The sequence below is a fragment of the Hymenobacter sp. HD11105 genome (assembly GCF_054051685.1).
The window spans coordinates 1,158,341-1,178,130 of sequence record NZ_JBSWBR010000001.1; the positions used below are offsets into that span (position 1 = coordinate 1,158,341).

Genomic DNA, 19,790 nt, shown 5'->3' on the forward strand with positions numbered 1-19,790 from the left:
TAGCTGCCTTATATAAGCCATATTAATATCGGCTACGTACTGTCGGCGCTCACCAGTAAGTTCACCGCAGGCATACCTTATAGCCGATTCGCAAGAGCTTATTATTGTTAAGAAAAACAACAAGCTAATAGCAGTAACAAGTCTTGGTGGCGTAGATGCAGTTCTACTCCTCAGCCGCATAAAACGACTCCAGCGCTGCCTTCAGGTTGGGGTATTCAAACGTAAAGCCCTGGTTCAAAATCTTATCGGCGCTTACCCGCTGCGAAGCCAGCACTATTTCGCTCATTTCCCCCATCATAAGAGTGAGAGCAAATGCCGGAACTTTGGGTAATACTAGTGGCCGATGCATGACGTCGGCTAGTGCTTGCGTAAAGGCTTGATTGGTAACCGGATTGGGCGACACGGCATTATAGGTGCCTTGCCACTGCGGCTCATCCAGCATCTGAATCAGCAAACGACACAGGTCATCGAGGTGAATCCAGGACATGAACTGCTTACCTGTGCCTAGCGGGGCGCCGGCCATCAGTTTCACGGGGCGTGCCATTTGTGGCAGCGCACCGCCGTGGGTGCTGAGCACAATACCAATGCGTACGATAACAGTACGAATCCCAAGTGCCTGTACTTGTTGGGCAGCTTGTTCCCACTTGCGCGATACCTCGGCCAGAAAATCGTCCTGGGGAGCTCCGGGGGGCGTTTCTTCATTTACCAGTTTGTCGCCACTGTCGCCGTAAATCCCGATAGCCGAGGCTGATATGAAAGCGCGCACGTGGTGTTCACCTTTAGCTAGCTCCTTGGCAAGCAATGTGGTACCATCCAGGCGGCTCTCCATAATCTCGCGCTTGCGCTCTTCAGTCCACTTGCCATCCGATACACTCGATCCCGCCAGATTGATAATGTAATCGGCGTAGCGAATGGCAGCAGGGTCCAGCGTGCCATGGTGCGGATCCCAGCGAAAAGTTTGATAATGGCTGGAGCCAGCTTGGCGGCTGAGCAGGGCCACTTCATAGCCCGCATCAATGAGCAGCTCGGCGAGGCGGGTGCCTATCATGCCTGTGCCACCGGTGATTAGAACTTTCTGGGACATACGGTTGGAGTGTTGCCTATTTGCAGTTTGGCACTTACGTGTTTAGCTGACAAATGGTGTTGAACAGGTGAGGCTAGATCGAAAGGGTATGCAAGCTAGCAGGCAGCCGACAACTCACAACAAGAAATTTATTTCCCGATTAAACGCAGAAACTCAGTTCGCAGGGCTATGTCGCGGTCGAAGGCGCCGCCGTACTCGGCCGTGAGCGTGCTACTACTCGTATCGTTCACGCCGCGGCTCATCACGCATAAGTGGTCAGCTTCAATTAACACCGCGACATCGTTGGTGTGCAGGGTGCTTTTCAGCTCTTCCGCAATTTGCCGGGTCAGGCGCTCCTGTACTTGGGGGCGGCGGGCATAATATTGTACCACCCGGTTTAGCTTAGACAAGCCAACCACATGCTCACCAGGCAGGTAAGCCACGTGCGCCTTGCCGATAATGGGCACAAAGTGGTGCTCGCAGCAGGAAAAAAGCGTGATGTCGCGCTCTACCAGCATCTGATGATATTGGTAGCGGTTATCAAAAAGCTTTACATCGGGCTGATAAACGGGGTTGAGGCCACGAAACCACTCCTGCACGTACATTTTAGCTACGCGTTGGGGCGTACCGTTCAAGCTATCATCGTCTAGATCAAGGCCCAGCAGGGTCATGATTTCGCGAAAATGCTCAGCGATGCCCGCTATCTTTTGCTCTTCGCTGAGGGCAAAGGCATCAGGACGGAGCGGCGTGCGTAGATCAGCCGGCAAATGCGCGTCGGTGGGGACGGGTTGGTCCGTGGCGGCAGCCGCGGGCACGGAATTATCCATGGTATTCAACAAAGTTGCGTTCGGTCTCATACAGCGTGACCGATAAAAGTAAATGGGACTCCAGATGAGCCCGTAGCTTTTGCCAGATCACCACAGCGATATTCTCGGCCGTAGGGTTGAGATGGCGAAACTCCTCCGTATCCAAGTTGAGGTTACGATGATCAAAGGTATCCAGAATCTCGCGCTTAATCAGGTCGCTTAAGCGCTTAAGATCATACACGTATCCAGTTTCGGGGTCGATGGGGCCCGTGAGGCGCACAATCAACTCGTAATTGTGACCATGATAGTTCGGGTTATTACACTTATCAAACACCTGCTGATTGCGCGCCGCATCCCAAGCGGGGTTGAAGAGGCGATGAGCAGCGTTAAAGTGTTCCTTTCGGCAGACGGTGACTTGCATAGTCCTTGCTGAACCACCCCCACAGCATTTTGTTCACTTTGCTTCGAGTAAGTCTATTTATTGGCTAGTATATAGAAGTTTGCCAATGATATAAGTAACTCAATAGGGTTTTGTGAATCAGCTTGAAGCGGCGTGGTGGTAGTTAAATTATATAGGTTATGACTTATTAAACAAAAGTATGGTTTCTTGAAAAAAAACAACTCGTGGGGTAGGCAGCAAAGGACAGTCTGGTATAGATTTGGCGTAGTGAGATTCTAGATAACAACCAGCTTTTACTCTGACAATAACTTTTCCTTCAACCCTTTTCATTCACATATGAAACAAGGTGTACTCCTTTCCCTGCTCCTGAGCTTCATGCTGACGGTATCTGCCTATGCTCAGAAGGCACCCGTTGATGAAACGGACATGTCCATCAAAGGTATTCCTCGCAAGGGACAACGAATTTCCCTGCAGCTGGAAAGCAAGCGAGTGGAAGATTCTTGGGCCAAAAACTTGACTACTAAATACGGTAACAAGTTGAAAAACGATAAAGGTATCTATTCGATGGAAGGCGTTACCATCGACGAAATATCCAAAACTCCGATTCGCGTTATCAGCAAAGTTGATGCTACTCCTACGGGCACTACTATCTGGTGGTCTATTGACTTGGGCAATGCTTACTTGGACAAAGCTGCTACTCCTGTACAGTGGAGCGCTGCGGAGAAATATTTAAAAGAGTTCGCCCGTCTGCTTTACCGCGAAGACTTGGCCGTACAGGTTGCAGAAGCCGAAAAGTCACTGGTAATATCGCAAAACAACCACATGGCCGTTATTGCCAAGGCTGATTTGGTTAGAAAAGACATTGAGAAGAATAAAGCCCGCAAGGCAGAAATTCAGCAGGAATTGGCTAAGAATGCCGCCGAACTGCTGCAGTTTAACAACGTGGTGGACATGAACCTGAAAGAGCAGGAAGCCGCCCGTGCCGACATTGTGAACATGCGTGTGGCTTTGGAAGCCGTAAAAGAGCGCATGAACAAGATTGAATAGCTTTCTTACCGCTAATAAAAAAGCCCCCCAGAAGTTCTCTGGGGGGCTTTTTTATTCTATACGAATGACGCTTGGTTCTTAGCGCATCACGTCGCGCACGTGCTGAATAGCCGTCTGCTCGTCTTTCCAGCCCATGATGCGTACCGCACCTGGGTTGTCGCTATGCTGAAACCACAGCCGTAGTATTTGCTGGGCAGCCGGATAACCCTGCGTAAAATCGTCCCAAGTAGTAACGTGAGGCAGAATACGTTGGCTCGGACGGGCGGGCACCGCTAGTACCACCCGCTCCAGCACGCCCGCTTTATCGAGCACTACTAAGCCAATAGGTAGCACTTCCAGCACCGTACCCGCAGGCTGACTTTCAGCTAGCACTAGTATGGCCAATGCATTGCCCGAAGCTGTACTGGTGCTGGGTACAAAACCATAGTTGCCGGGATAAGGCAGAAACTCTAGCATCCGATCCTTACCCGCGCGTTGCTGAGGGGCAAATTTGTTGTTGGCCGGGTCGTAGCGCTGCTCATAATTGGTGCCCGCTGATACCTCAATTACGGCTTGCATCAGCTTGCGCTCCGGGGAAAACGTGGGTAGCTCGGCGTAGTCGGTTTGGCAACCGGCTACGCCGAGGCTAAGCAGAAGGCTCACTAAAAATCCGGTGGCACCACGCATCAACAAGATGGGTTATTTGGCTAATTGAGCATCGAGCAGGCGGAAAGGGCTAAGTTGGTCAAGCCGCAGCACAAAGCGAATTCGGTCGGTGAAATCTTTGCGGCTGCTAGGCAAACCATTCTCATATTGCGAACCAGCTACGGGCAAGTAGAATTGGAAAACGTTTTTAATAATGGGCACCACCAAGCCCGCATCGTAGAAGAAATTTTGCCCCCCACGGCTGCTGGAAAGCACAGTTTCTTCTTTCATCACGCCAAAATCAGTAAATACGCCTAGCCCTGTAACAGGTAAATCGGCCTGTAGATTAAGGGTGCTAAGCCACCGCTGGCTGAATACGGGCACATAGCCTTTAAAGGCGCCATCACGGTCATCCGTTTGATGTATCTGTGCGGTATAAACATCCGAGATCTGCTGACGATCTAAGAAGGCAGTTTGACGACGGTAGTCAGGACTGCCGCTTAAGCCAATAACGAAGGGTGCTTCATTAGCTTTTTGCAAAAAACGCCCCCCAAACAAACGTGCCTGCACTTGCTTCTTCGGAGAATAGAACCGACTGTAGGTAGCGGAAGCGCGAAGCAAGGTGGCTTGCACTGAGGAATTCTCCACCGATAAGTCAGGAGTGAGGCGGTTCAGCTCCACATTGGCCGACCAGCTTTGCAGGGCGTCGCCACCGCGCACTTGGTACGATAAGGTTTGAATGCTGGTAGTCGCGTCCAGGTCTTGGTCGCGCACGGAGGTATTCGCAAGTTGTATCGTATGCTGAGGGCCACTGAAGGCCGACTTGGGCAAAGTCAAGGTCAAGCTAGGCTCCACTTTGAGGTAACGCTCGAAGCGCTGCACCGTGATGCTGGTGACAAGCTGACGGACGGTTTCTTTGGGTAGAATGTTTACGTTAAGCGTGCCAATGCCATTCAGCTCATTGCGGTTGAAGCTATACATAGGCATGGCCAAGTAGCTCAGACGCTTAATAACTAACGGGCTGCTGTAGAAAGCGGCCCCCAGCATCAGCTTGTCCGAAGTGTTAGCGCCAATGACCGGCAGCCAGTTGATGGCGGCCCGATCCCAGCGCTCAACCGATGCCAGCGCCTTGAAACGAATTGGCTCCAAGCGAGGAAAGGTGCCTGTGAGCTTTACATGATCGTCGCGGCGGTTAAGCTGAGGCGTGAGGTAAGCAGGATCAATGGCGACGGCAGCCACACCTTCGCGGCGGAAGTCGAGTTGGGTTTCTTCATTTTCGCCGGCGCCAAATACGGGCGTCCACTGCGTTTCCAGTACTTTGCCCTGGGCATCGAGCGTAGCTACCGGCACGGCAAACGGCGAGGGTGAATCATTACGAATAAGCACTTTCACTTGATCGTTGGTTACCTGCAAGTCGCCCACGGCCGCGTTGTAGCGGGTAGTCGATTGGAGCATGTCCTGAAAAAACCAGCTCAAGGACTCGCCTGTGCTTTCTTCAAACGAAGCCTGCATATCCGCCGGGTCGGGGTGCTTGAACTGCCAACGCTGATAGTAGGCGTGCATAGCGGCATCAAACTTCTCCTGCCCCAAATAGCCTGCTAGGTATTTCAGCAAGGAAGCCGTCTTAGTATATACGATGATACCATAGTTAAGCTTGCCATATTCAGCCGAACTAGGCCCACTCACGGCCTGGTCGAGGCCACGGCTGGCTGCGGCTTGGTATGGCACCTGGTTTAGCGCTGTAGCATCTAAGCCCTCAATTCCAAGCGCCTGCGATACCTTTCCCGATTTCAGCACCGACTCGAACATACCCGCATTGGGGTTGTCGCGCTCGGCTACCCGGTTTTCTATATAAGAGTTTACGCCCTCATCTAGCCACGGATAAACCCGCTCATTGGAGCCCAGAATACCATAAAACCAGTTGTGGCCTACCTCATGCACGATGGCCTCGGGCATCGTAACCGTTACCATCGGGTATTCCATACCCGAACCGGCGCTGAGCGCTCCATCGACGGCCGTAGCAGCCGAGTAGGGATACTCGCCTACCCACTGCGAGTAGTAAGTAACAGCGTCGTTAACGTCCTGTAGCCCTTTGATCCACTTGTCTACGTCTTTGTTAACAAACATTACCCACGTGTCTACCTGCCGGCCCGAGTGTAGCGTTACAGCGCTCTTCAGCACATTAAAGCGCTTATCAGCAAACCAAGCGAAGTCGTGCACGCGGTCTTGCACATAGCGTAGGGTTTTAGTTTCTGAGGCGGATGCCGGGAAGGTTAAGTCTTTGCCGTAGTCTTCAGCTTTCTTGGCAGCAGCGGCCGTAGCTAGCTGCGCCAGTCGGGCTTGCTCTGTGGGGTTTTGCAGTACGCCCGTCGCACCCACGGTGTAATTGGCTGGTAAGGTAATGCGTACATCGAACGAGCCGAACTCAGAATAGAACTCGCCTTGGTCAAGGTAGGGCATAGGGTGCCAGCCCCGGCTGTCGTACACGGCTGGCTTCGGGTACCACTGCGTTATCTGATACGACTGCTCCACGTGGCCAAAGCGTGAAAACGAGTTCGGTATTTTCACCCGGAATGGGGTCGTAATCGTAATTTTGCCCCCCGCGGCCAAGGGTTGAGGTAGCATGAGCTTGGCCATATCTGGGTGCTCGGCGTCGAAGGTGAGCGTGGCAGCTTGGCCATTTACCTTGAAATCCAGCTGGTCGATGAAGCCACGCTGGTCTTGGGGGGCAAATTGAAACTTGCGGCTTCCGTTGCGCAGCTGCTGTTTGGCGAAAGCCGTGGTGTTGTCGCGGTAGGCGTTGGGCCAGAGATGAAACCAGATGAAGGTCAGCTGGTCGGGGGAGTTATTTGTGTATTGGATTTCCTCTTGAGCCGTAAGCATGTGCTGGCGGTCATCCAGAGCTACATCAATGGAGTAGTTGACTTCCTGCTGCCAATAGGCGCCAGATAGAGTGGCCTGCGCGAACACAGCCAAAGGAAGAAAAGCAAGCCAGAAACTGGCCAGTAACTTTTTCATGCGGAGAAATAATAGAACGAGCGACTAAATGCGAGGCGAAAGTACGTTCTACGCCCCAAAAGGCCGTCTCACAACCTTTCTTCCTGTCGACCCGTTTTCCCCAACAGAGTATTCACCATCTGCCCCTGCGGATTAACACCTCCCCACTATGTCTTTCAACAAAATTCCTAAAGACGATACCCAGCACCAAAATCACTTGGATGGGGCCATCAATAACTTAAATAACGATTTACAGGAAGAGGCTTCCCGTGCCGGCTTCGATAACGTGCTTCAGCGCTGGATTGAGGACGTGAAGGATGTAAACAATCCAGAGCTACATCAAATAGTAGTTGATTTGCAGGCGCTAAAGGCCCATTTCAACGGCGGCACTATCGATCATAAGCTAGTTGGGCAATTGTTGGGCCGCCTAGGAGAAAACACGATCAAGTCGGCTGTTTTCGCTGTTAACCCCAATACGGCGCAGCGTGTCACGAGCTTAGGAGAAGCGCTACTGAAGGCTGCCAAGCAAGTTCAAGGCAAGAATGATAATACCAGTCCTGAGCAGGATTTGAAGAACAATAACAACTCGTAGCAGCAGCCTAAACCGTCCCCGCTAGGACAAAACAAAAAAAGCCGGCCCCTGAGAAGGGGCCGGCTTTTTTGTGTTCAAAAGAGCAAAGCTTAGTTGCGCTTCTCCTTGATTTTGGCTGCTTTGCCCGATAGGCCACGCAGATAAAACAAACGGGCACGACGCACTTTACCACGACGAATCAGCTCAATCTTGTCGATATTAGGCGACAGCAGTGGGAAGATACGCTCGGTACCGATCTGGTTGGAAATCTTACGAACGGTGAAAGTCTCGCCGTTTGAGTTTGGGTTCTTACGCTGAATCACAACGCCTTGGAACTGCTGGATGCGCTCCTTATTGCCTTCACGAATCTTTACGTGAACATTGACGGTATCGCCGGCGGCGAAAGCGGGGAAGCTGGCGCGGCGCTCCTGGGATTCCTGCTGGATAAAATCGAGTAGTACGCTCATGGCTGGGAAAAACTAAAAATAGGACGGCGCCGCCGTCCGAGTGGTTTCGGGTAAAAGAGGCGCAAATATAGCGTTCTGTTTTGACGAAGGCAAACTTATTACAAGGTTAAATGTCTAAATAGCTAAAGGTTGGCCTCAGGCGCATTAGTTGAGCCAGCAACTATTAAATAATTAGGTCATCTACTCTTACTCATCGAGCAAATCGGGGCGGCGCAGTCGTGTGCGCTCCAAGGCCTGCTCATGCCGCCAAATGTCAACTTGGGGGGTGTTGCCCGAAAGTAGAATGTCTGGAACCGTCTGGCCACGCCACTCTGCAGGGCGTGTATAAACCGGCGGAGCTAACAGGTTATCCTGAAATGAGTCGCTCAAAGCCGACTCTTCATTACCAAGCACGCCGGGCAACAAGCGCACAACAGCATCGGTAAGAATGGCTGCGCCTAATTCGCCACCGCTGAGCACATAGTCACCTACACTAATTTCATGAGTAATATAAGCCTGGCGAATACGCTCGTCGATGCCTTTGTAATGCCCACACAAAATGATGAGGTTATCCATCAAAGACAGACGGTTCACCAGCGGCTGCCGCAGGGTCTCACCGTCCGGCGTCATATAAATGACGGCGTCATAGGGGCGCTCAGCTAACAGGCCGTCTATACAGGCCGCAATGGGCTCCACGCGTAGCACCATACCCGCACCCCCGCCAAATACATAGTCGTCTATCTGCCCGTGCTTGTTGATAGCAAAGCGGCGCAAATCATGAACGTGTATTTCAGCTAGGCCTTTCTCCTGTGCCCGTTTCACAATGGAATGGGCAAAGGGGCTGACCAATAAATCGGGCTGACAGGTGATAATATCGAGACGCATAGGAGCATCGCTCAGCAGGCAGCGGAGCTAGTTTCTGAATGTAAGCTTGTTAAAGTGAGGTTGGGGGCTTTTTACTCGCTCGCCAGCCCACTATGGCTCAAGGAATTCGTCGGGCTCGTCGCGCTCCCGGGAAGCGGGCTTGAGGTACACGTCTAGTAACCCTTCGGGCAAACGTACGTGCAGCTTACGCTCAGCCTCATCGGCGTGCAGTACCAACTCGTCTACTACTGGTATCAGCACTTCTTTGCCTTGGTAGCTCATGCCCATCAAATCTTGCTGAGGCATTTCGTAGAACGTCTCCACTGTGCCCAGCTCACCCAGTTCTTCATCCACTACTGTGTAGCCGATAACGTCATGAAAGTAGAACTGGTCGTCCTCAAGCTCTGGCAACTCTTCGAGCGCCTTGTATAGCTTGGCATTTCGCAACGGCTCGGCTGCTTCCACTGTGTCAATGCCTTGTAGCTTTAACAAGACCCGATCAGAAGTTTGAGGCTGTACCCGCTCCACTGTGAAAGCGGTAAGCTTACCGGGCGTGGGGGGCAATTCCAGCCAAACCGACTTCATTTTGCGGTAGGCCTCAACGTCGTCCACGTCCAGGAAAGCCACAACGAAGCCCTTGAGGCCATGTGTCTTTCCAATGCCGCCAAGTTGATAGCATTCGTCAATAGTCATAGGACAAAGATTCTAATGAGTGAAAAGAAAGGCGCAACAAAGACAGCTTTTTTGTAAAAAAGTTGAGAGTTTAGAAGAAGCTGCTCCGGCATAAGCCGCAAGACAACAACTTCTAAACTCTCAATCCTTTAAACTCTTAAGCGATGCTTAAGCGCCGGCTTCGTCCGTAGTTTCGGCTGGAGCAGCAGCTTCAGTCGTTTCGCCTTCGGCTTCAGCAGCAGGCTCAGCAACTGGAGTTTGCTTCTTGCGGATTGCCTCAGCACGAGCTTCTTTTACTTTGGTCTCAGCAGCCAGCTGCTGCTTACGAGTTTCCTCTTTGGCAGTGCCCAAGCTAGTACGCTTACCTTCGATCTTCGCATCTTTCTGCTCTTTCCAAGCAGTGAAGCGCTCGTCAGCTACGTCCTGAGCGATAGCACCTTTGAGAACACCTAATTGCAGGTGCTTGCGGTACAATACGCCACGGTAAGAAAGCATAGCACGAACCGTATCGGTTGGCTCAGCACCCTTCATGATCCAATCGAAAGCTTTGTCGCCGTCGAAGTTGATAGTAGCAGGGTTGGTGTTAGGGTTGTAGGTACCGATCTTCTCGATGAAACGACCATCGCGGGGGGCGCGGGCGTCGGCTACTACGATGTCAAATTGCGCGGCTTTCTTGCGGCCGCGGCGGGCGAGGCGGATTTTAACTGCCATAAACCTTGGTTGGTTAAGCGACGGAACCCGTCCGTCTGGTTGAAAGTGAGGCGCAAAGGTACGCACATAGTTGCTGGATTGAAAGCAATTATATTATTCAATCTATTCACTAGCGCTCTAGCCTATCCAATCATAAAAAGAAAGGCTGTCTCGGAAACGAGACAGCCTTTCTTTTTAGGTTAGTTAAACTATGCTGCAACGCGCACAGGAGCGTTTTGCTTGCGCTTAATTTTAATGACTCCCATTTTGTCCATGCCCCATATAAACATATAAGTAGGGTCAAATTCCCACCACTTCACACCGAAGTTGACGCGCAAAGGAAGCTTATGGTGGTTGTTCTGAAACAATTCACCAAAGGCCAAAAAATCAAGAGCCAAGGTATTTTTAGACTTATCGTGGTTATCAAAGTTCTGATAACCATACTTATGGCCGCCCCAGTTCACGATAGCTCCGTGCAATGGTCCCATCAAGAAGTGAACCGGCAACAGCAAGTACATCCACCATGCGGTAGCAAAGTTGATATAGAACAGTACATAAGCAGTGCCCCAACCTAAGCGAGAGTACCACTGGCTACCAAAGTTCTCAACTGCTTCCCACACTGGATAATCGCCTTCGAAGCGCTCAGGGGCTTCTACATTATGCTTAAGCAAGTCAGTGTAAATGACCTTAGTCTTCCACATCATCGCAAAAGGGTTAGATGAGAAGTGAGGAGAGTGCGGGTCCATCTCTGTGTCAGAGTAAGCGTGGTGCATCCGGTGCAGGATAGCATAGGCCCGCGGCGATAGGAAAGAGGAGCCCTGACAAGCGTAAGTGAAGAGATAAAAGAATTTCTCCCAAAACTTGTTCATCGTGAACATCTTATGCGCCGCATAGCGATGCAAATAAAACGTTTGGGTAAACAGCGACAAGTAGTAATGCGCTACGAAGAAGATAAGTATGGGCATGAGACAAGGGTATTGGAAAGCAGAGGTAGAGAAGCAAGCGTAGTCTGCAAAAGACTACGCAGTCGAGTTTAGTTCAGATTTTGAGTGCAAACCTACGGCCAGACCAACGTAGGGTCAATAAAATAGCTGAAAAGGCCAAAATATTATTCAGTTGCTATTTCAAGCCAATATGCAACAAGAGTGATGGCCAAAGATGCCACTTCCTTAATATTTGCGCGAGTAACAGCTACTTCAACTATAACCTGAAAGTAGACAAAAGGTTGAGAAAGTGAAACGCCTGACACTTAGTAGTATGCGCGGGCTGCTTCCCAGTGGGCAATAGAGGGCAGCGGTGCCTCAAATGTCATGAGCTCTTTGCTGACGGGGTGCGCCAACTCGAGGCGTCGGGCATGTAAGGCGATGCTTACATCGGGTAGGGGCGCCAGAAAACCATATTTCACGTCGCCGACGATAGGAGTGCCTAAGCCGGTAGCCAACTGTACCCGAATTTGATGTGGCCGGCCAGTGATAGGGTTCACCTGAATCAGGTAGCGGGAGCCAGCTTGGCCGAGCACTTCATAGTTAAGTTCGGAGCGTTGGCCTTGAGGGTGAGCCGTGGTGTAGGCTTTGGTAACGTTGCGAATCGGGTCTTTGACGAGCCAGTGCACCAAGTTGCCGCTGTCTGATTCCGGCCGTTTGCCAACCAGCGCCCAATAAGTTTTGTGCACGGTATTATCGCGGAACATTTCATTGAGCCGGCTTAGCGCCTTAGAAGTTTTGGCTAAGGCCACCACACCGCTCACGGGTCGGTCCAAGCGGTGGGCTACACCTATAAAGGCGGCACCAGGCTTTTTGTATTTGAACCGTAGATACTCAGCCGCCTTCACTGATAAGGGTTCGTCGCCAGTAGCGTCACCCTGCACAAGCAGCCCAGCAGGTTTGTTAATGATGAGCAGATGATTGTCTTCAAACAGAATCTCTTTCTGTTCCGACCATAAATTCGGACGAGTCACGCGGTAATACTTAATAAAGTAATAAGAAAATATTAAAAAAGCCCCCCATAGTTAGCTGGAAGCGTGTAAAGTCTATATGGCAATAGCGGGAGACTTAATGAAAATTAGTAAGCTTCCTCAGTTGAAGGGAAGTCGCGCGTTTTTACATCCTGAATGTAGCGTTGCACAGCGTCGTGCATTAAGTCGCCAAGCTCAGCGTAGCGGCGCAGAAAACGGGGTTTAAACTCTTTAGTGATACCTAACATATCATGTACTACCAGCACCTGTCCATCTACATCGGGGCCAGCCCCGATACCAATAACCGGAATAGTGAGGGTGTCAGCTACTTGCTTTGCCAGGGCAGAGGGGATTTTCTCCAGCACCAGCGCAAAGCAACCGAGCTCTTGTAGTAGTTGCGCGTCCTCCAGCAATTTTTGGGCCTCAGATTCTTCCTTGGCTCGCACCGTGTAGGTGCCGAATTTATAAATACTTTGGGGAGTCAGCCCTAAGTGGCCCATGACAGGGATGCCGGCCGTGAGAATGCGCGTAATTGACTCCCGGATTTCGGCGCCACCTTCCAGCTTCACGCCATGCCCACCCGATTCTTTCATGATGCGAATGGCGGAGCGTAGTGCCTCGGAGGAGTTGCCTTGGTACGAGCCAAAGGGCATATCTACGACTACAAATGCACGCTTCACGGCTCGCACCACGCTAGAAGCGTGATAAATCATTTGGTCGAGGGTGATGGGCAGGGTGGTTTCGTGGCCGGCCATTACGTTGGAAGCCGAGTCGCCCACGAGTAGCACGTCGATGCCGGCGCCGTCGAGCAGAGTAGCCATAGAAAAGTCGTAGGCCGTGAGCATGGAAATTTTTTCACCCCTCCGCTTCATTGCGAGCAGTTGGTGAGTGGTCACAAGCTTAACTTCTTTGTGCTGGGACATAAGAGCGGAGGAAATGGGGAATAAAAGGTGGTCCGAAATTGCGAGTTTTTCGGTTAACTCCACAGATTTGCCCCCCAGCGCTATCGATTCTGGAAGGTGCGGTTGCGGTTCAGCTTGAGGTCTTGCAGTAAGCTCGACTTTGCGGCAATAGTCACGTTGTAGCCTTGGCGGATGCCGAAAGGAAACCAACTGCCACTAATTTGCCAGCAGTGCAAATCACGATAAAAATCCAGGGAAGTGAATGTAACCTGCTCATTCACAAAGTCATATCCACTTTTATAGCCAAGGCGTAGGTTCTTAGTAAGCTTGACAGAGCCACTTACGTCGAGAGAGGCTGCCGTGAGGGAGTTGGGTCGCGGGCGGCCTGGACGGCTCGGTAATGCCCCGGGATCGGTATAGTTGGCGCCGAAAGAAGTGCTTAATTCCCATGGAATATCAAAGTCCACATAGTCTTCGTAGGGATCAATCCGCTGGGGGTTACCAAGCACGGGGTCATTGGTGGGCGCAACTTCGCGTTGCACCGTCGACTTTTTAGTGCCAGCTGCTGGGTTAAACTGGTAGCTGAGATTTAAAGTAGCTTGAGAAAGTTGAGCCAGTCGACGCTTAGGCTGGTCGAAAAGAAATTTGTTGATGAGGCGACCAGTAGAATCGCGCTGATAAAAGACAAAACCAGCGTTCATTATAATGTTTAATTTCTTCGCTACCTGTGTCCGAAATGATGCTGATAATGGAAGCAGATGTAGCGAATCGCCAGGAGCAGCAAAATTGTAGCCGGTGTTAAAATCAAGGCCGTCGATGAGGCTTACCTTTTGGAACGGAGTAGTACCCGTCGTATCGTTTTTGGAGCGAACTTTCATCTCCACCTGGTTCTGCAGGCTGAAGGTAATAGCGCTGGAAAGCTGTCCACCCGGCACGCCCGACGCAATACCATTGAATCGGTTGAAGGAGATTGGGTTGTCTATCGTGCGCGTACCTTGATTGAATTGGTTGTACAACCGACCCTGCGCATCACGCAGGCTACCTAAGTTGAGGTCTGGTTCATAGAAATTTCGGTTACGCGAGAAGTCGGGTACAAAGTTGTAACCAACGGACGGGGTAATTTTGTGGCGAATTGCCTCAATCTTAGCGCCTTTTATCGGCAAGATGCCATAGATGTTCGTCGAGAGACTGGCGCCGCCTGAGTAATTATATACCCGATTGAATCCGGCCACCGTGTCAACGCGTAAAGCTTGAGCCGCGGGCTCAAACGTATAATCCAAGCGCTTGAAATACCACGACTCTCCGTAGCTGATCGTTGGGTTGAAGTTGATATGCTTCAGGATGGGGTAGCTGCCGAGCGTAATGCCGAACTGATGCTGAATGCTGGTGCGAGCGTTGTTGAGCAGAGGCGAAAGGTTGGAGAAATCGAAGGGAATGGTACGCCCTTCGCGGGTACCGCCAATGACGGGAATAACGCCGCCATTCACGAGTCGTGGCTCTTCCAAGTTGCTAATCTCATTGCGCCCCACCAAGGTATAAGTCAGGGCGAACTGCTCGTAGACCTTTCCTAATGCGCCCCCAGCACCCGGCTCGATGCCCAGCCACTGGTATGGGTATTGCCGGGCCACACCCACCGTAACATCGGGCAGCACAAAGTTCATGGAGCCCGTCCGGGTATTCTGGTTCTGGCTGAGCTGAAGAGAATAGTTAATGGGCGAATTACGGATCTGCTTCTGGTAGCTGATGGTCGAGTTGAACGAAGGCGTGAGGTAGCGCCGCGTATCAAAGGAGTTCTGCTGGTTGTAGTCGTTGCTGCCAGCCTGCACGCTAGCCGAAAAACGCCCCCCACCGGGCCGGGGAGTAGGCGTGTGGCTCCAGTTTATCCAGACGGTCTTGGGGCTGCGTGGGCGCCGGAACTCGGGGTTGGTGTTTACTGCGTCGGAGGGCAGAATCAGATTAGCTGGACGCTGGGTGTAGTCAATGCTAAGCAGACCGTTATAGTTATAGCGCTTGATGTACTGCATTTCGCCCCGGAGGGCAAAGCCACCAAAAGCTTCGGCGTTGCCACCGTATACATCGCCGGTCAGGCGCAGACCGATATACTCGTTGGGCGCAAAATAGTAGCCTCCATTGCGCAGGAAAAAGCCCCGGTCGGCCGACTGCCCGAAGGTGGGGAAGATCAAGCCCGATGCCCGGTTTTTGCCCGGCGTCGGGAAGTAGCCGAACAGAAAGCCCAGCGGCGTCGGAATATCGTTAAGCACCAGATTAAAAGGTCCGGTCACGACTTTCTCGCCCGGAATCACCTTCATTTTGGTGGCATTAATATGAAAGTGCGGATGCTCCAGGTTACAGGTCGTGTACTGACCGTTGCGCCCAAAAATCTCGTTCAGCTCATTCTTTTTCACCACGCCGGCGTGCACGTAGCCTTCACCCTGCTGGGTGATGGCATCAGCAATTTTGCCCTTGCGGGTTTTAAAATTGTAGTTGATGGCTCCGGCTTGATACAGGCCGCCCGCGTCTTTAAATACGGGCTTGCCTTGCACTTTGCCGGTTGAGTCGGGGGCTCCAATAGCGTTCAGCAAGTTTTTGCCGTAGTCAACGGTGATTACGGCTGCTTTCAACGACAAATCCCCGTAGTCGACGTTGGCCTTATCGTAGAGGTAAGCTACTTTTTGCTGAACGTCGAAGCGGATAGAATCCTGCGCCGAATACTTTACTGTCGTCTTGATGTCGCCCTTTACCTCGGCGCCCACGCGAAGGGAGTCGCCAATGGCGCTGGTATCAACTGCGGTTACCAAACGCCCCCCACGGGCCGTGCGGCTCGTATCAGGTAATACATTGGTTGTCTGGCGGCCATCGGAGTTGACGCGCGGCACTATGGCGGGGGCGGGCGTAGCCGGACGGCGCTGCTGAGCCCAGACACTGCTGTTACTCAGCGCCAGCAGCATAACCACGAGCAGCGGCAACAGCCGTGTCGGAGAGAAAAGGATGCAAGAATAAATCAAGCGAAACGGCGAGGGCACTGCCACGTAGTTTTTATCGTTTATTTTGTGGCGATTTGCAAAGGTAGCGGGTAGCTACTCCAACTAACGAACTCTGTGCGGAATATTGTAGCTGTTTGTCTGGCGAGTCTCTTGTTTCTTTCCGGCTCGTCGGTAGCGGTGGCTCCTGGGTCGGCAGTTTTGCCCCCCAAGAAGTACCAATTGCGCACCGTGGTGCTTGATGCTGGCCACGGAGGAAAGGACAGAGGCTGCGCTGGCGTGGAGGCCCGCGAAGCGGCGGTTTCCTTAAAAATAATTCTCGAGTTGGGGCGGCTTATCGAGGCCAACCAACCCGACGTGAAGGTAGTTTACACCCGCAAGACTGACGTGTTTGTGGAGTTGGCCGACCGTGCCGGCATTGCTAATAAGCATAACGCGGATTTATTTATCAGTGTACACTGCAATGCCGGGCCTTCTGCTGCCTATGGCACGGAGGTTTGGACGATGGGTACGGCCAAAACCGAGGCAAACCTAGCCGTAGCAAAGCGTGAAAACTCCGTTATTCTGCAAGAAGATAACTATAAAGCGCGTTACGGCGGCTTTGATCCAAATTCGCCCCAAAGCCATATCCTATTTTCCTTATTTCAGAGCGCCCACGTTGACAACAGCCTGCGCTTTGCGCAAAAGGTTGATTATCAATTTAGAACTCAGGTAGGGCGGAAGTCGCGGGGCGTGAAGCAGGCCGGTTTTCTAGTGCTTTGGAAATCAACTATGCCCTCTTCCCTGATTGAAGTAGGGTTTCTGACCAACCGCAACGAGGAACGCTACCTGAACGATAAATCGGGGCAGTCGTATATGGCCTCGGGTATATACCGGGCGTTCCGGGACTATAAGAACGAGTTAGAAGAAATGAACGGAGATTAAAGCCCTTCAGCTATCGTTGACTCGTCATCTACCTGCCTCTCACTCTTTTCAACTGCTGACCCAACGTGTCAAAAGAAATCAAAGTAGCCCTGCTCGCTATCGTAGCTCTCGTGGCTCTGTACTTTGGCTTTACCTTTCTAAAGGGAAGCAATCTGTTCACTTCTAGTCGGACGTTTCATGCCAAGTATGATAACGTAGACGGACTTGCCCTGGGCAACCCAGTTATTCTGAACGGGGTGAAGGTGGGCCAGGTGCGCGAGATGCATCTGGTACCGGAAGAAGGCAACCGGGTCCGGGTGCAATTTGAGCTGGAAAAAGGCATTGTGGTGGGTGACTCCACTGTGGCTAGTCTGTCGGGCACGCTGCTGGGTAGCAAGACTATCACCCTGTTTATGGGCCGCAACTCGAAAATATATGATGGTGGAGAGGAGCTAAAATCCTATACCGTAGCCAGCATCACGGATGCATTTCAGGCCAAAGCGCTACCAGTACTGGGCACCGTCGATTCGACGCTAATCAAGGTGAACAGCTTCTTAACCAAAGAAGCGCGTATCAGCCTGCAAGCCACACTGCTGAATGCCCAAGGCTCGACGGAGGCGTTGAAGAATATATTGATTATGAATCAACGCAATATCAATCAGATTACGGCCAATATGGCCGAGCTGACCCGCGCCCTCAACGTGACCGAACGTAAATTTGACCGCTTGGCTACCAATTTGGCCCAAATCACGGACACGCTTAAAAATGCCCCCTTGAGTGAAACGGTGCGTAAAATGAATGCCACGGTAACCGAAGCGCAAGCCACGATGACTTCGCTCAATCAGTCCTTGACTTCTACCAAAGGCTCATTGGGTAGACTCATCAATGACGATTCGCTCTACACCAATTTAAACGCCTCTGCTGCCAGCACTGATGCGCTACTTGTCGACTTTAAGGCCAACCCGAAACGCTACGTCAACTTCTCACTGATTTCGTTTGGCGGTAAGGACAAGGCCAAGAAAGAAGTAACTAAGAAGCCAAACGGTGAGGTAGAAGTCGAGCAGAAGATAAAAACTACCGGTCCACAAACCTTGGTGCCAACCGATTCGGTTACCACGCCCGTGAAATAAGGCGTCTGCCAATTTTAAGTACCTTTGAAATCCGCCTCCGGGCGGATTTTTTTGTGTCGAAACCACCCAATTTGCCCCCCAACACCCAATTCCCAGCCGCATGAATCTGGAGTTCAACAAAAACGAAGATCAAGTAAAGCAGCTCATTTTTCAACTCGGCCAGCGCCATAAGAAGGTCGCTCTGGGCGGCGGCGAGAAGCGCATCGCGGCCCACAAGGCCAAAGGTAAGCTCACCGCCCGCGAGCGAATCGACTATCTGCTGGATAAAGGCGCCGAAACCCTGGAAATCGGGGCCTTCGCCGGCGAGGGTATGTATCAGGCCGAAGGCGGCTGCCCCTCGGGTGGCGTGGTCGTGGTGGTTGGGTATGTGCAGGGGCGGCAGTGCGTGGTCGTCGCCAATGATGCCACCGTGAAAGCAGGCGCCTGGTTCCCGATTACGGCTAAAAAGAACCTGCGGGCCCAGGAAATCAGCATCGAAAATAAGCTGCCCATCATCTACCTCGTCGATTCGGCGGGCGTGTACCTGCCCATGCAGGACGAGATTTTTCCGGACAAGGAGCACTTCGGCCGCATCTTCCGCAACAACGCCGTGATGAGCAGCATGGGTATCGTGCAGCTGGCCGCCATTATGGGGCCGTGCGTGGCTGGGGGGGCTTATTTGCCCATTATGAGCGATGAGGCCATGATTGTAGACGGTACGGGCTCGGTATTTCTGGCCGGTTCTTACCTGGTGAAGTCGGCCATTGGCGAAAGCATTGACAACGAGACGCTGGGCGGCGCTAGTACGCACTCCGAAATTTCGGGCGTTACGGATTATAAGTTTAAAAACGACGAGGAGTGCCTCGACCACATCCGCAACATCTTCGATAAGATGGGCGGACAGCCTTCCGCTGGCTTCCACCGCGCCGCGCCCGCCGCGCCCGCCGAGAAGCCCGAGGAAATCTACGGCCTGCTGCCCGCCGACCGCGCCAAGCCCTACGATATGATGGACATTATCCGCCGCCTGGTGGATAACTCGGAGTTTGAGCCCTATAAAGACCTCTACGGCCAAACGCTAATCTGCGGCCTGGCGCGCATCGATGGCTGGGCAGTTGGTATTGTGGCCAACCAGCGCAAAATCGTGAAGTCGAAGAAGACGGGGATGCAGATGGGCGGCGTCATCTACTCCGATTCGGCCGACAAAGCCGCGCGCTTTATCATGAACTGCAACCAGAAGCGCATTCCGCTGGTGTTTCTGCACGATGTGTCGGGCTTTATGGTGGGCTCGCAGAGTGAGCACGGCGGCATCATCAAAGACGGCGCGAAGATGGTAAGCGCCATGAGTAACTCCGTGGTGCCCAAGTTCACGGTTATCGTGGGCAACAGCTACGGGGCCGGCAACTACGCCATGTGCGGCAAAGCCTACGACCCGCGCCTCATCGTGGCATGGCCCACGGCCCAGCTCGCCGTAATGAGTGGCGCCGCCGCCGCCAATACGCTCCTGCAAATCCAAGTAGCCAGCCTGAAAGCCAAAGGCGAGGAAATCACGCCCGAAGCCGAAAAGGAGCTGCTCGACCGCATCAAGAGTCGCTACGAGGAGCAACTTTCGCCGTATTATGCGGCGGCTCGTCTGTGGGTAGATGCGGTAATTGACCCGCTTGAAACGCGTAAGGTAATTTCAATGGGCATTGATGCAGCTAATCATGCGCCGATTGAGAAGGCGTTTAATGTGGGCGTTATTCAGGTGTGATTAAATAAAAT

At 52.2% G+C, this 19,790-nt stretch carries 18 protein-coding genes; 5 read left to right on the forward strand and 13 right to left on the reverse strand.

The window, feature by feature from the left end:
- Positions 1-163: 163 nt before the first annotated feature.
- The 3 genes from ACW9KT_RS05115 to ACW9KT_RS05125 form a co-directional block, all read right to left on the reverse strand.
- Complete coding sequence (locus ACW9KT_RS05115; protein ID WP_457078287.1) at positions 164-1,084, reverse strand: TIGR01777 family oxidoreductase; 921 nt, start codon at positions 1,082-1,084, stop codon at positions 164-166.
- A gap of 128 nt (positions 1,085-1,212) precedes the next feature.
- The gene (folE, locus tag ACW9KT_RS05120) at positions 1,213-1,890 is read right to left on the reverse strand and encodes a GTP cyclohydrolase I FolE (RefSeq protein WP_457078288.1); all 678 of its coding nucleotides are present in this window, start codon (positions 1,888-1,890) and stop codon (positions 1,213-1,215) included.
- A complete protein-coding gene (locus ACW9KT_RS05125) occupies positions 1,883-2,290 on the reverse strand; it encodes a 6-pyruvoyl trahydropterin synthase family protein (RefSeq protein ID WP_457078289.1) in 408 nt (135 codons plus the stop codon). Before ACW9KT_RS05125 ends, folE begins: the two co-directional genes overlap by 8 nt.
- Before the next feature lie 315 nt (positions 2,291-2,605).
- Between ACW9KT_RS05125 and ACW9KT_RS05130 the strand changes: the two genes are divergently transcribed.
- The gene (locus ACW9KT_RS05130; protein WP_457078290.1) at positions 2,606-3,316 is read left to right on the forward strand and encodes a DNA repair ATPase; all 711 of its coding nucleotides are present in this window, start codon (positions 2,606-2,608) and stop codon (positions 3,314-3,316) included.
- Positions 3,317-3,394: 78 nt separating this feature from the next.
- Here ACW9KT_RS05130 and ACW9KT_RS05135 read toward each other — a convergent pair whose 3' ends face one another.
- The gene (locus ACW9KT_RS05135) at positions 3,395-3,982 is read right to left on the reverse strand and encodes an inorganic diphosphatase (RefSeq protein WP_457078291.1); all 588 of its coding nucleotides are present in this window, start codon (positions 3,980-3,982) and stop codon (positions 3,395-3,397) included.
- 12 nt (positions 3,983-3,994) lie between these two features.
- Positions 3,995-6,958, reverse strand: a complete 2,964-nt coding sequence (locus ACW9KT_RS05140; RefSeq protein ID WP_457078292.1) for a M1 family metallopeptidase — start codon at positions 6,956-6,958, stop codon at positions 3,995-3,997.
- Positions 6,959-7,106: 148 nt separating this feature from the next.
- Between ACW9KT_RS05140 and ACW9KT_RS05145 the strand changes: the two genes are divergently transcribed.
- Positions 7,107-7,529 (forward strand): hypothetical protein, encoded by a 423-nt coding sequence (locus ACW9KT_RS05145; RefSeq protein WP_457078293.1) that lies wholly within the window; start codon positions 7,107-7,109, stop codon positions 7,527-7,529.
- An 89-nt stretch (positions 7,530-7,618) separates the two neighbouring features.
- Here ACW9KT_RS05145 and rplS read toward each other — a convergent pair whose 3' ends face one another.
- The 8 genes from rplS to ACW9KT_RS05185 all read right to left on the reverse strand — a co-directional run bounded on the left by rplS (position 7,619) and on the right by ACW9KT_RS05185 (position 16,002).
- The gene (rplS, locus tag ACW9KT_RS05150) at positions 7,619-7,975 is read right to left on the reverse strand and encodes a 50S ribosomal protein L19 (protein WP_457078294.1); all 357 of its coding nucleotides are present in this window, start codon (positions 7,973-7,975) and stop codon (positions 7,619-7,621) included.
- Between the two features lie 186 nt (positions 7,976-8,161).
- The gene (trmD, locus tag ACW9KT_RS05155; RefSeq protein WP_457078295.1) at positions 8,162-8,839 is read right to left on the reverse strand and encodes a tRNA (guanosine(37)-N1)-methyltransferase TrmD; all 678 of its coding nucleotides are present in this window, start codon (positions 8,837-8,839) and stop codon (positions 8,162-8,164) included.
- Between the two features lie 90 nt (positions 8,840-8,929).
- Entirely contained in the window at positions 8,930-9,511 is a 582-nt protein-coding gene (rimM, locus tag ACW9KT_RS05160) for a ribosome maturation factor RimM (protein ID WP_457078296.1), read from the reverse strand.
- 147 nt (positions 9,512-9,658) lie between these two features.
- Positions 9,659-10,201: a 30S ribosomal protein S16 gene (locus ACW9KT_RS05165; RefSeq protein ID WP_457078297.1), complete on the reverse strand. Its 543-nt coding sequence runs from the start codon at positions 10,199-10,201 to the stop codon at positions 9,659-9,661.
- A 188-nt stretch (positions 10,202-10,389) separates the two neighbouring features.
- Complete coding sequence (locus ACW9KT_RS05170; RefSeq protein ID WP_457078298.1) at positions 10,390-11,145, reverse strand: acyl-CoA desaturase; 756 nt, start codon at positions 11,143-11,145, stop codon at positions 10,390-10,392.
- A gap of 284 nt (positions 11,146-11,429) precedes the next feature.
- A complete protein-coding gene (locus ACW9KT_RS05175) occupies positions 11,430-12,137 on the reverse strand; it encodes an RluA family pseudouridine synthase (RefSeq protein ID WP_457078299.1) in 708 nt (235 codons plus the stop codon).
- 104 nt (positions 12,138-12,241) lie between these two features.
- Positions 12,242-13,057, reverse strand: a complete 816-nt coding sequence (panB, locus tag ACW9KT_RS05180; RefSeq protein WP_457078300.1) for a 3-methyl-2-oxobutanoate hydroxymethyltransferase — start codon at positions 13,055-13,057, stop codon at positions 12,242-12,244.
- An 80-nt stretch (positions 13,058-13,137) separates the two neighbouring features.
- Entirely contained in the window at positions 13,138-16,002 is a 2,865-nt protein-coding gene (locus ACW9KT_RS05185) for a putative LPS assembly protein LptD (RefSeq protein ID WP_457078301.1), read from the reverse strand.
- Between the two features lie 132 nt (positions 16,003-16,134).
- Between ACW9KT_RS05185 and ACW9KT_RS05190 the strand changes: the two genes are divergently transcribed.
- The 3 genes from ACW9KT_RS05190 to ACW9KT_RS05200 all read left to right on the forward strand — a co-directional run bounded on the left by ACW9KT_RS05190 (position 16,135) and on the right by ACW9KT_RS05200 (position 19,779).
- On the forward strand, positions 16,135-16,941 hold the full coding sequence (locus tag ACW9KT_RS05190) for an N-acetylmuramoyl-L-alanine amidase family protein (RefSeq protein WP_457078302.1): 807 nt from the start codon (positions 16,135-16,137) through the stop codon (positions 16,939-16,941).
- Between the two features lie 65 nt (positions 16,942-17,006).
- Entirely contained in the window at positions 17,007-18,050 is a 1,044-nt protein-coding gene (locus ACW9KT_RS05195) for an MlaD family protein (protein WP_457078303.1), read from the forward strand.
- Positions 18,051-18,150: 100 nt separating this feature from the next.
- Positions 18,151-19,779 (forward strand): acyl-CoA carboxylase subunit beta, encoded by a 1,629-nt coding sequence (locus ACW9KT_RS05200; protein WP_457078304.1) that lies wholly within the window; start codon positions 18,151-18,153, stop codon positions 19,777-19,779.
- Positions 19,780-19,790 lie beyond the last annotated feature (11 nt).

What these genes read in the sequence shown, in the direction of transcription:
- ACW9KT_RS05115 (WP_457078287.1), bottom strand. Translation starts at nt 1,084, where the DNA reads ATGTCCCAGAAAGTTCTAATCACCGGTGGCACAGGCATGATAGGCACC.
- folE (WP_457078288.1), bottom strand. Translation starts at nt 1,890, where the DNA reads ATGGATAATTCCGTGCCCGCGGCTGCCGCCACGGACCAACCCGTCCCC.
- ACW9KT_RS05125 (WP_457078289.1), bottom strand. Translation starts at nt 2,290, where the DNA reads ATGCAAGTCACCGTCTGCCGAAAGGAACACTTTAACGCTGCTCATCGC.
- ACW9KT_RS05130 (WP_457078290.1), top strand. Translation starts at nt 2,606, where the DNA reads ATGAAACAAGGTGTACTCCTTTCCCTGCTCCTGAGCTTCATGCTGACG.
- ACW9KT_RS05135 (WP_457078291.1), bottom strand. Translation starts at nt 3,982, where the DNA reads ATGCGTGGTGCCACCGGATTTTTAGTGAGCCTTCTGCTTAGCCTCGGC.
- ACW9KT_RS05140 (WP_457078292.1), bottom strand. Translation starts at nt 6,958, where the DNA reads ATGAAAAAGTTACTGGCCAGTTTCTGGCTTGCTTTTCTTCCTTTGGCT.
- ACW9KT_RS05145 (WP_457078293.1), top strand. Translation starts at nt 7,107, where the DNA reads ATGTCTTTCAACAAAATTCCTAAAGACGATACCCAGCACCAAAATCAC.
- rplS (WP_457078294.1), bottom strand. Translation starts at nt 7,975, where the DNA reads ATGAGCGTACTACTCGATTTTATCCAGCAGGAATCCCAGGAGCGCCGC.
- trmD (WP_457078295.1), bottom strand. Translation starts at nt 8,839, where the DNA reads ATGCGTCTCGATATTATCACCTGTCAGCCCGATTTATTGGTCAGCCCC.
- rimM (WP_457078296.1), bottom strand. Translation starts at nt 9,511, where the DNA reads ATGACTATTGACGAATGCTATCAACTTGGCGGCATTGGAAAGACACAT.
- ACW9KT_RS05165 (WP_457078297.1), bottom strand. Translation starts at nt 10,201, where the DNA reads ATGGCAGTTAAAATCCGCCTCGCCCGCCGCGGCCGCAAGAAAGCCGCG.
- ACW9KT_RS05170 (WP_457078298.1), bottom strand. Translation starts at nt 11,145, where the DNA reads ATGCCCATACTTATCTTCTTCGTAGCGCATTACTACTTGTCGCTGTTT.
- panB (WP_457078300.1), bottom strand. Translation starts at nt 13,057, where the DNA reads ATGTCCCAGCACAAAGAAGTTAAGCTTGTGACCACTCACCAACTGCTC.
- ACW9KT_RS05200 (WP_457078304.1), top strand. Translation starts at nt 18,151, where the DNA reads ATGAATCTGGAGTTCAACAAAAACGAAGATCAAGTAAAGCAGCTCATT.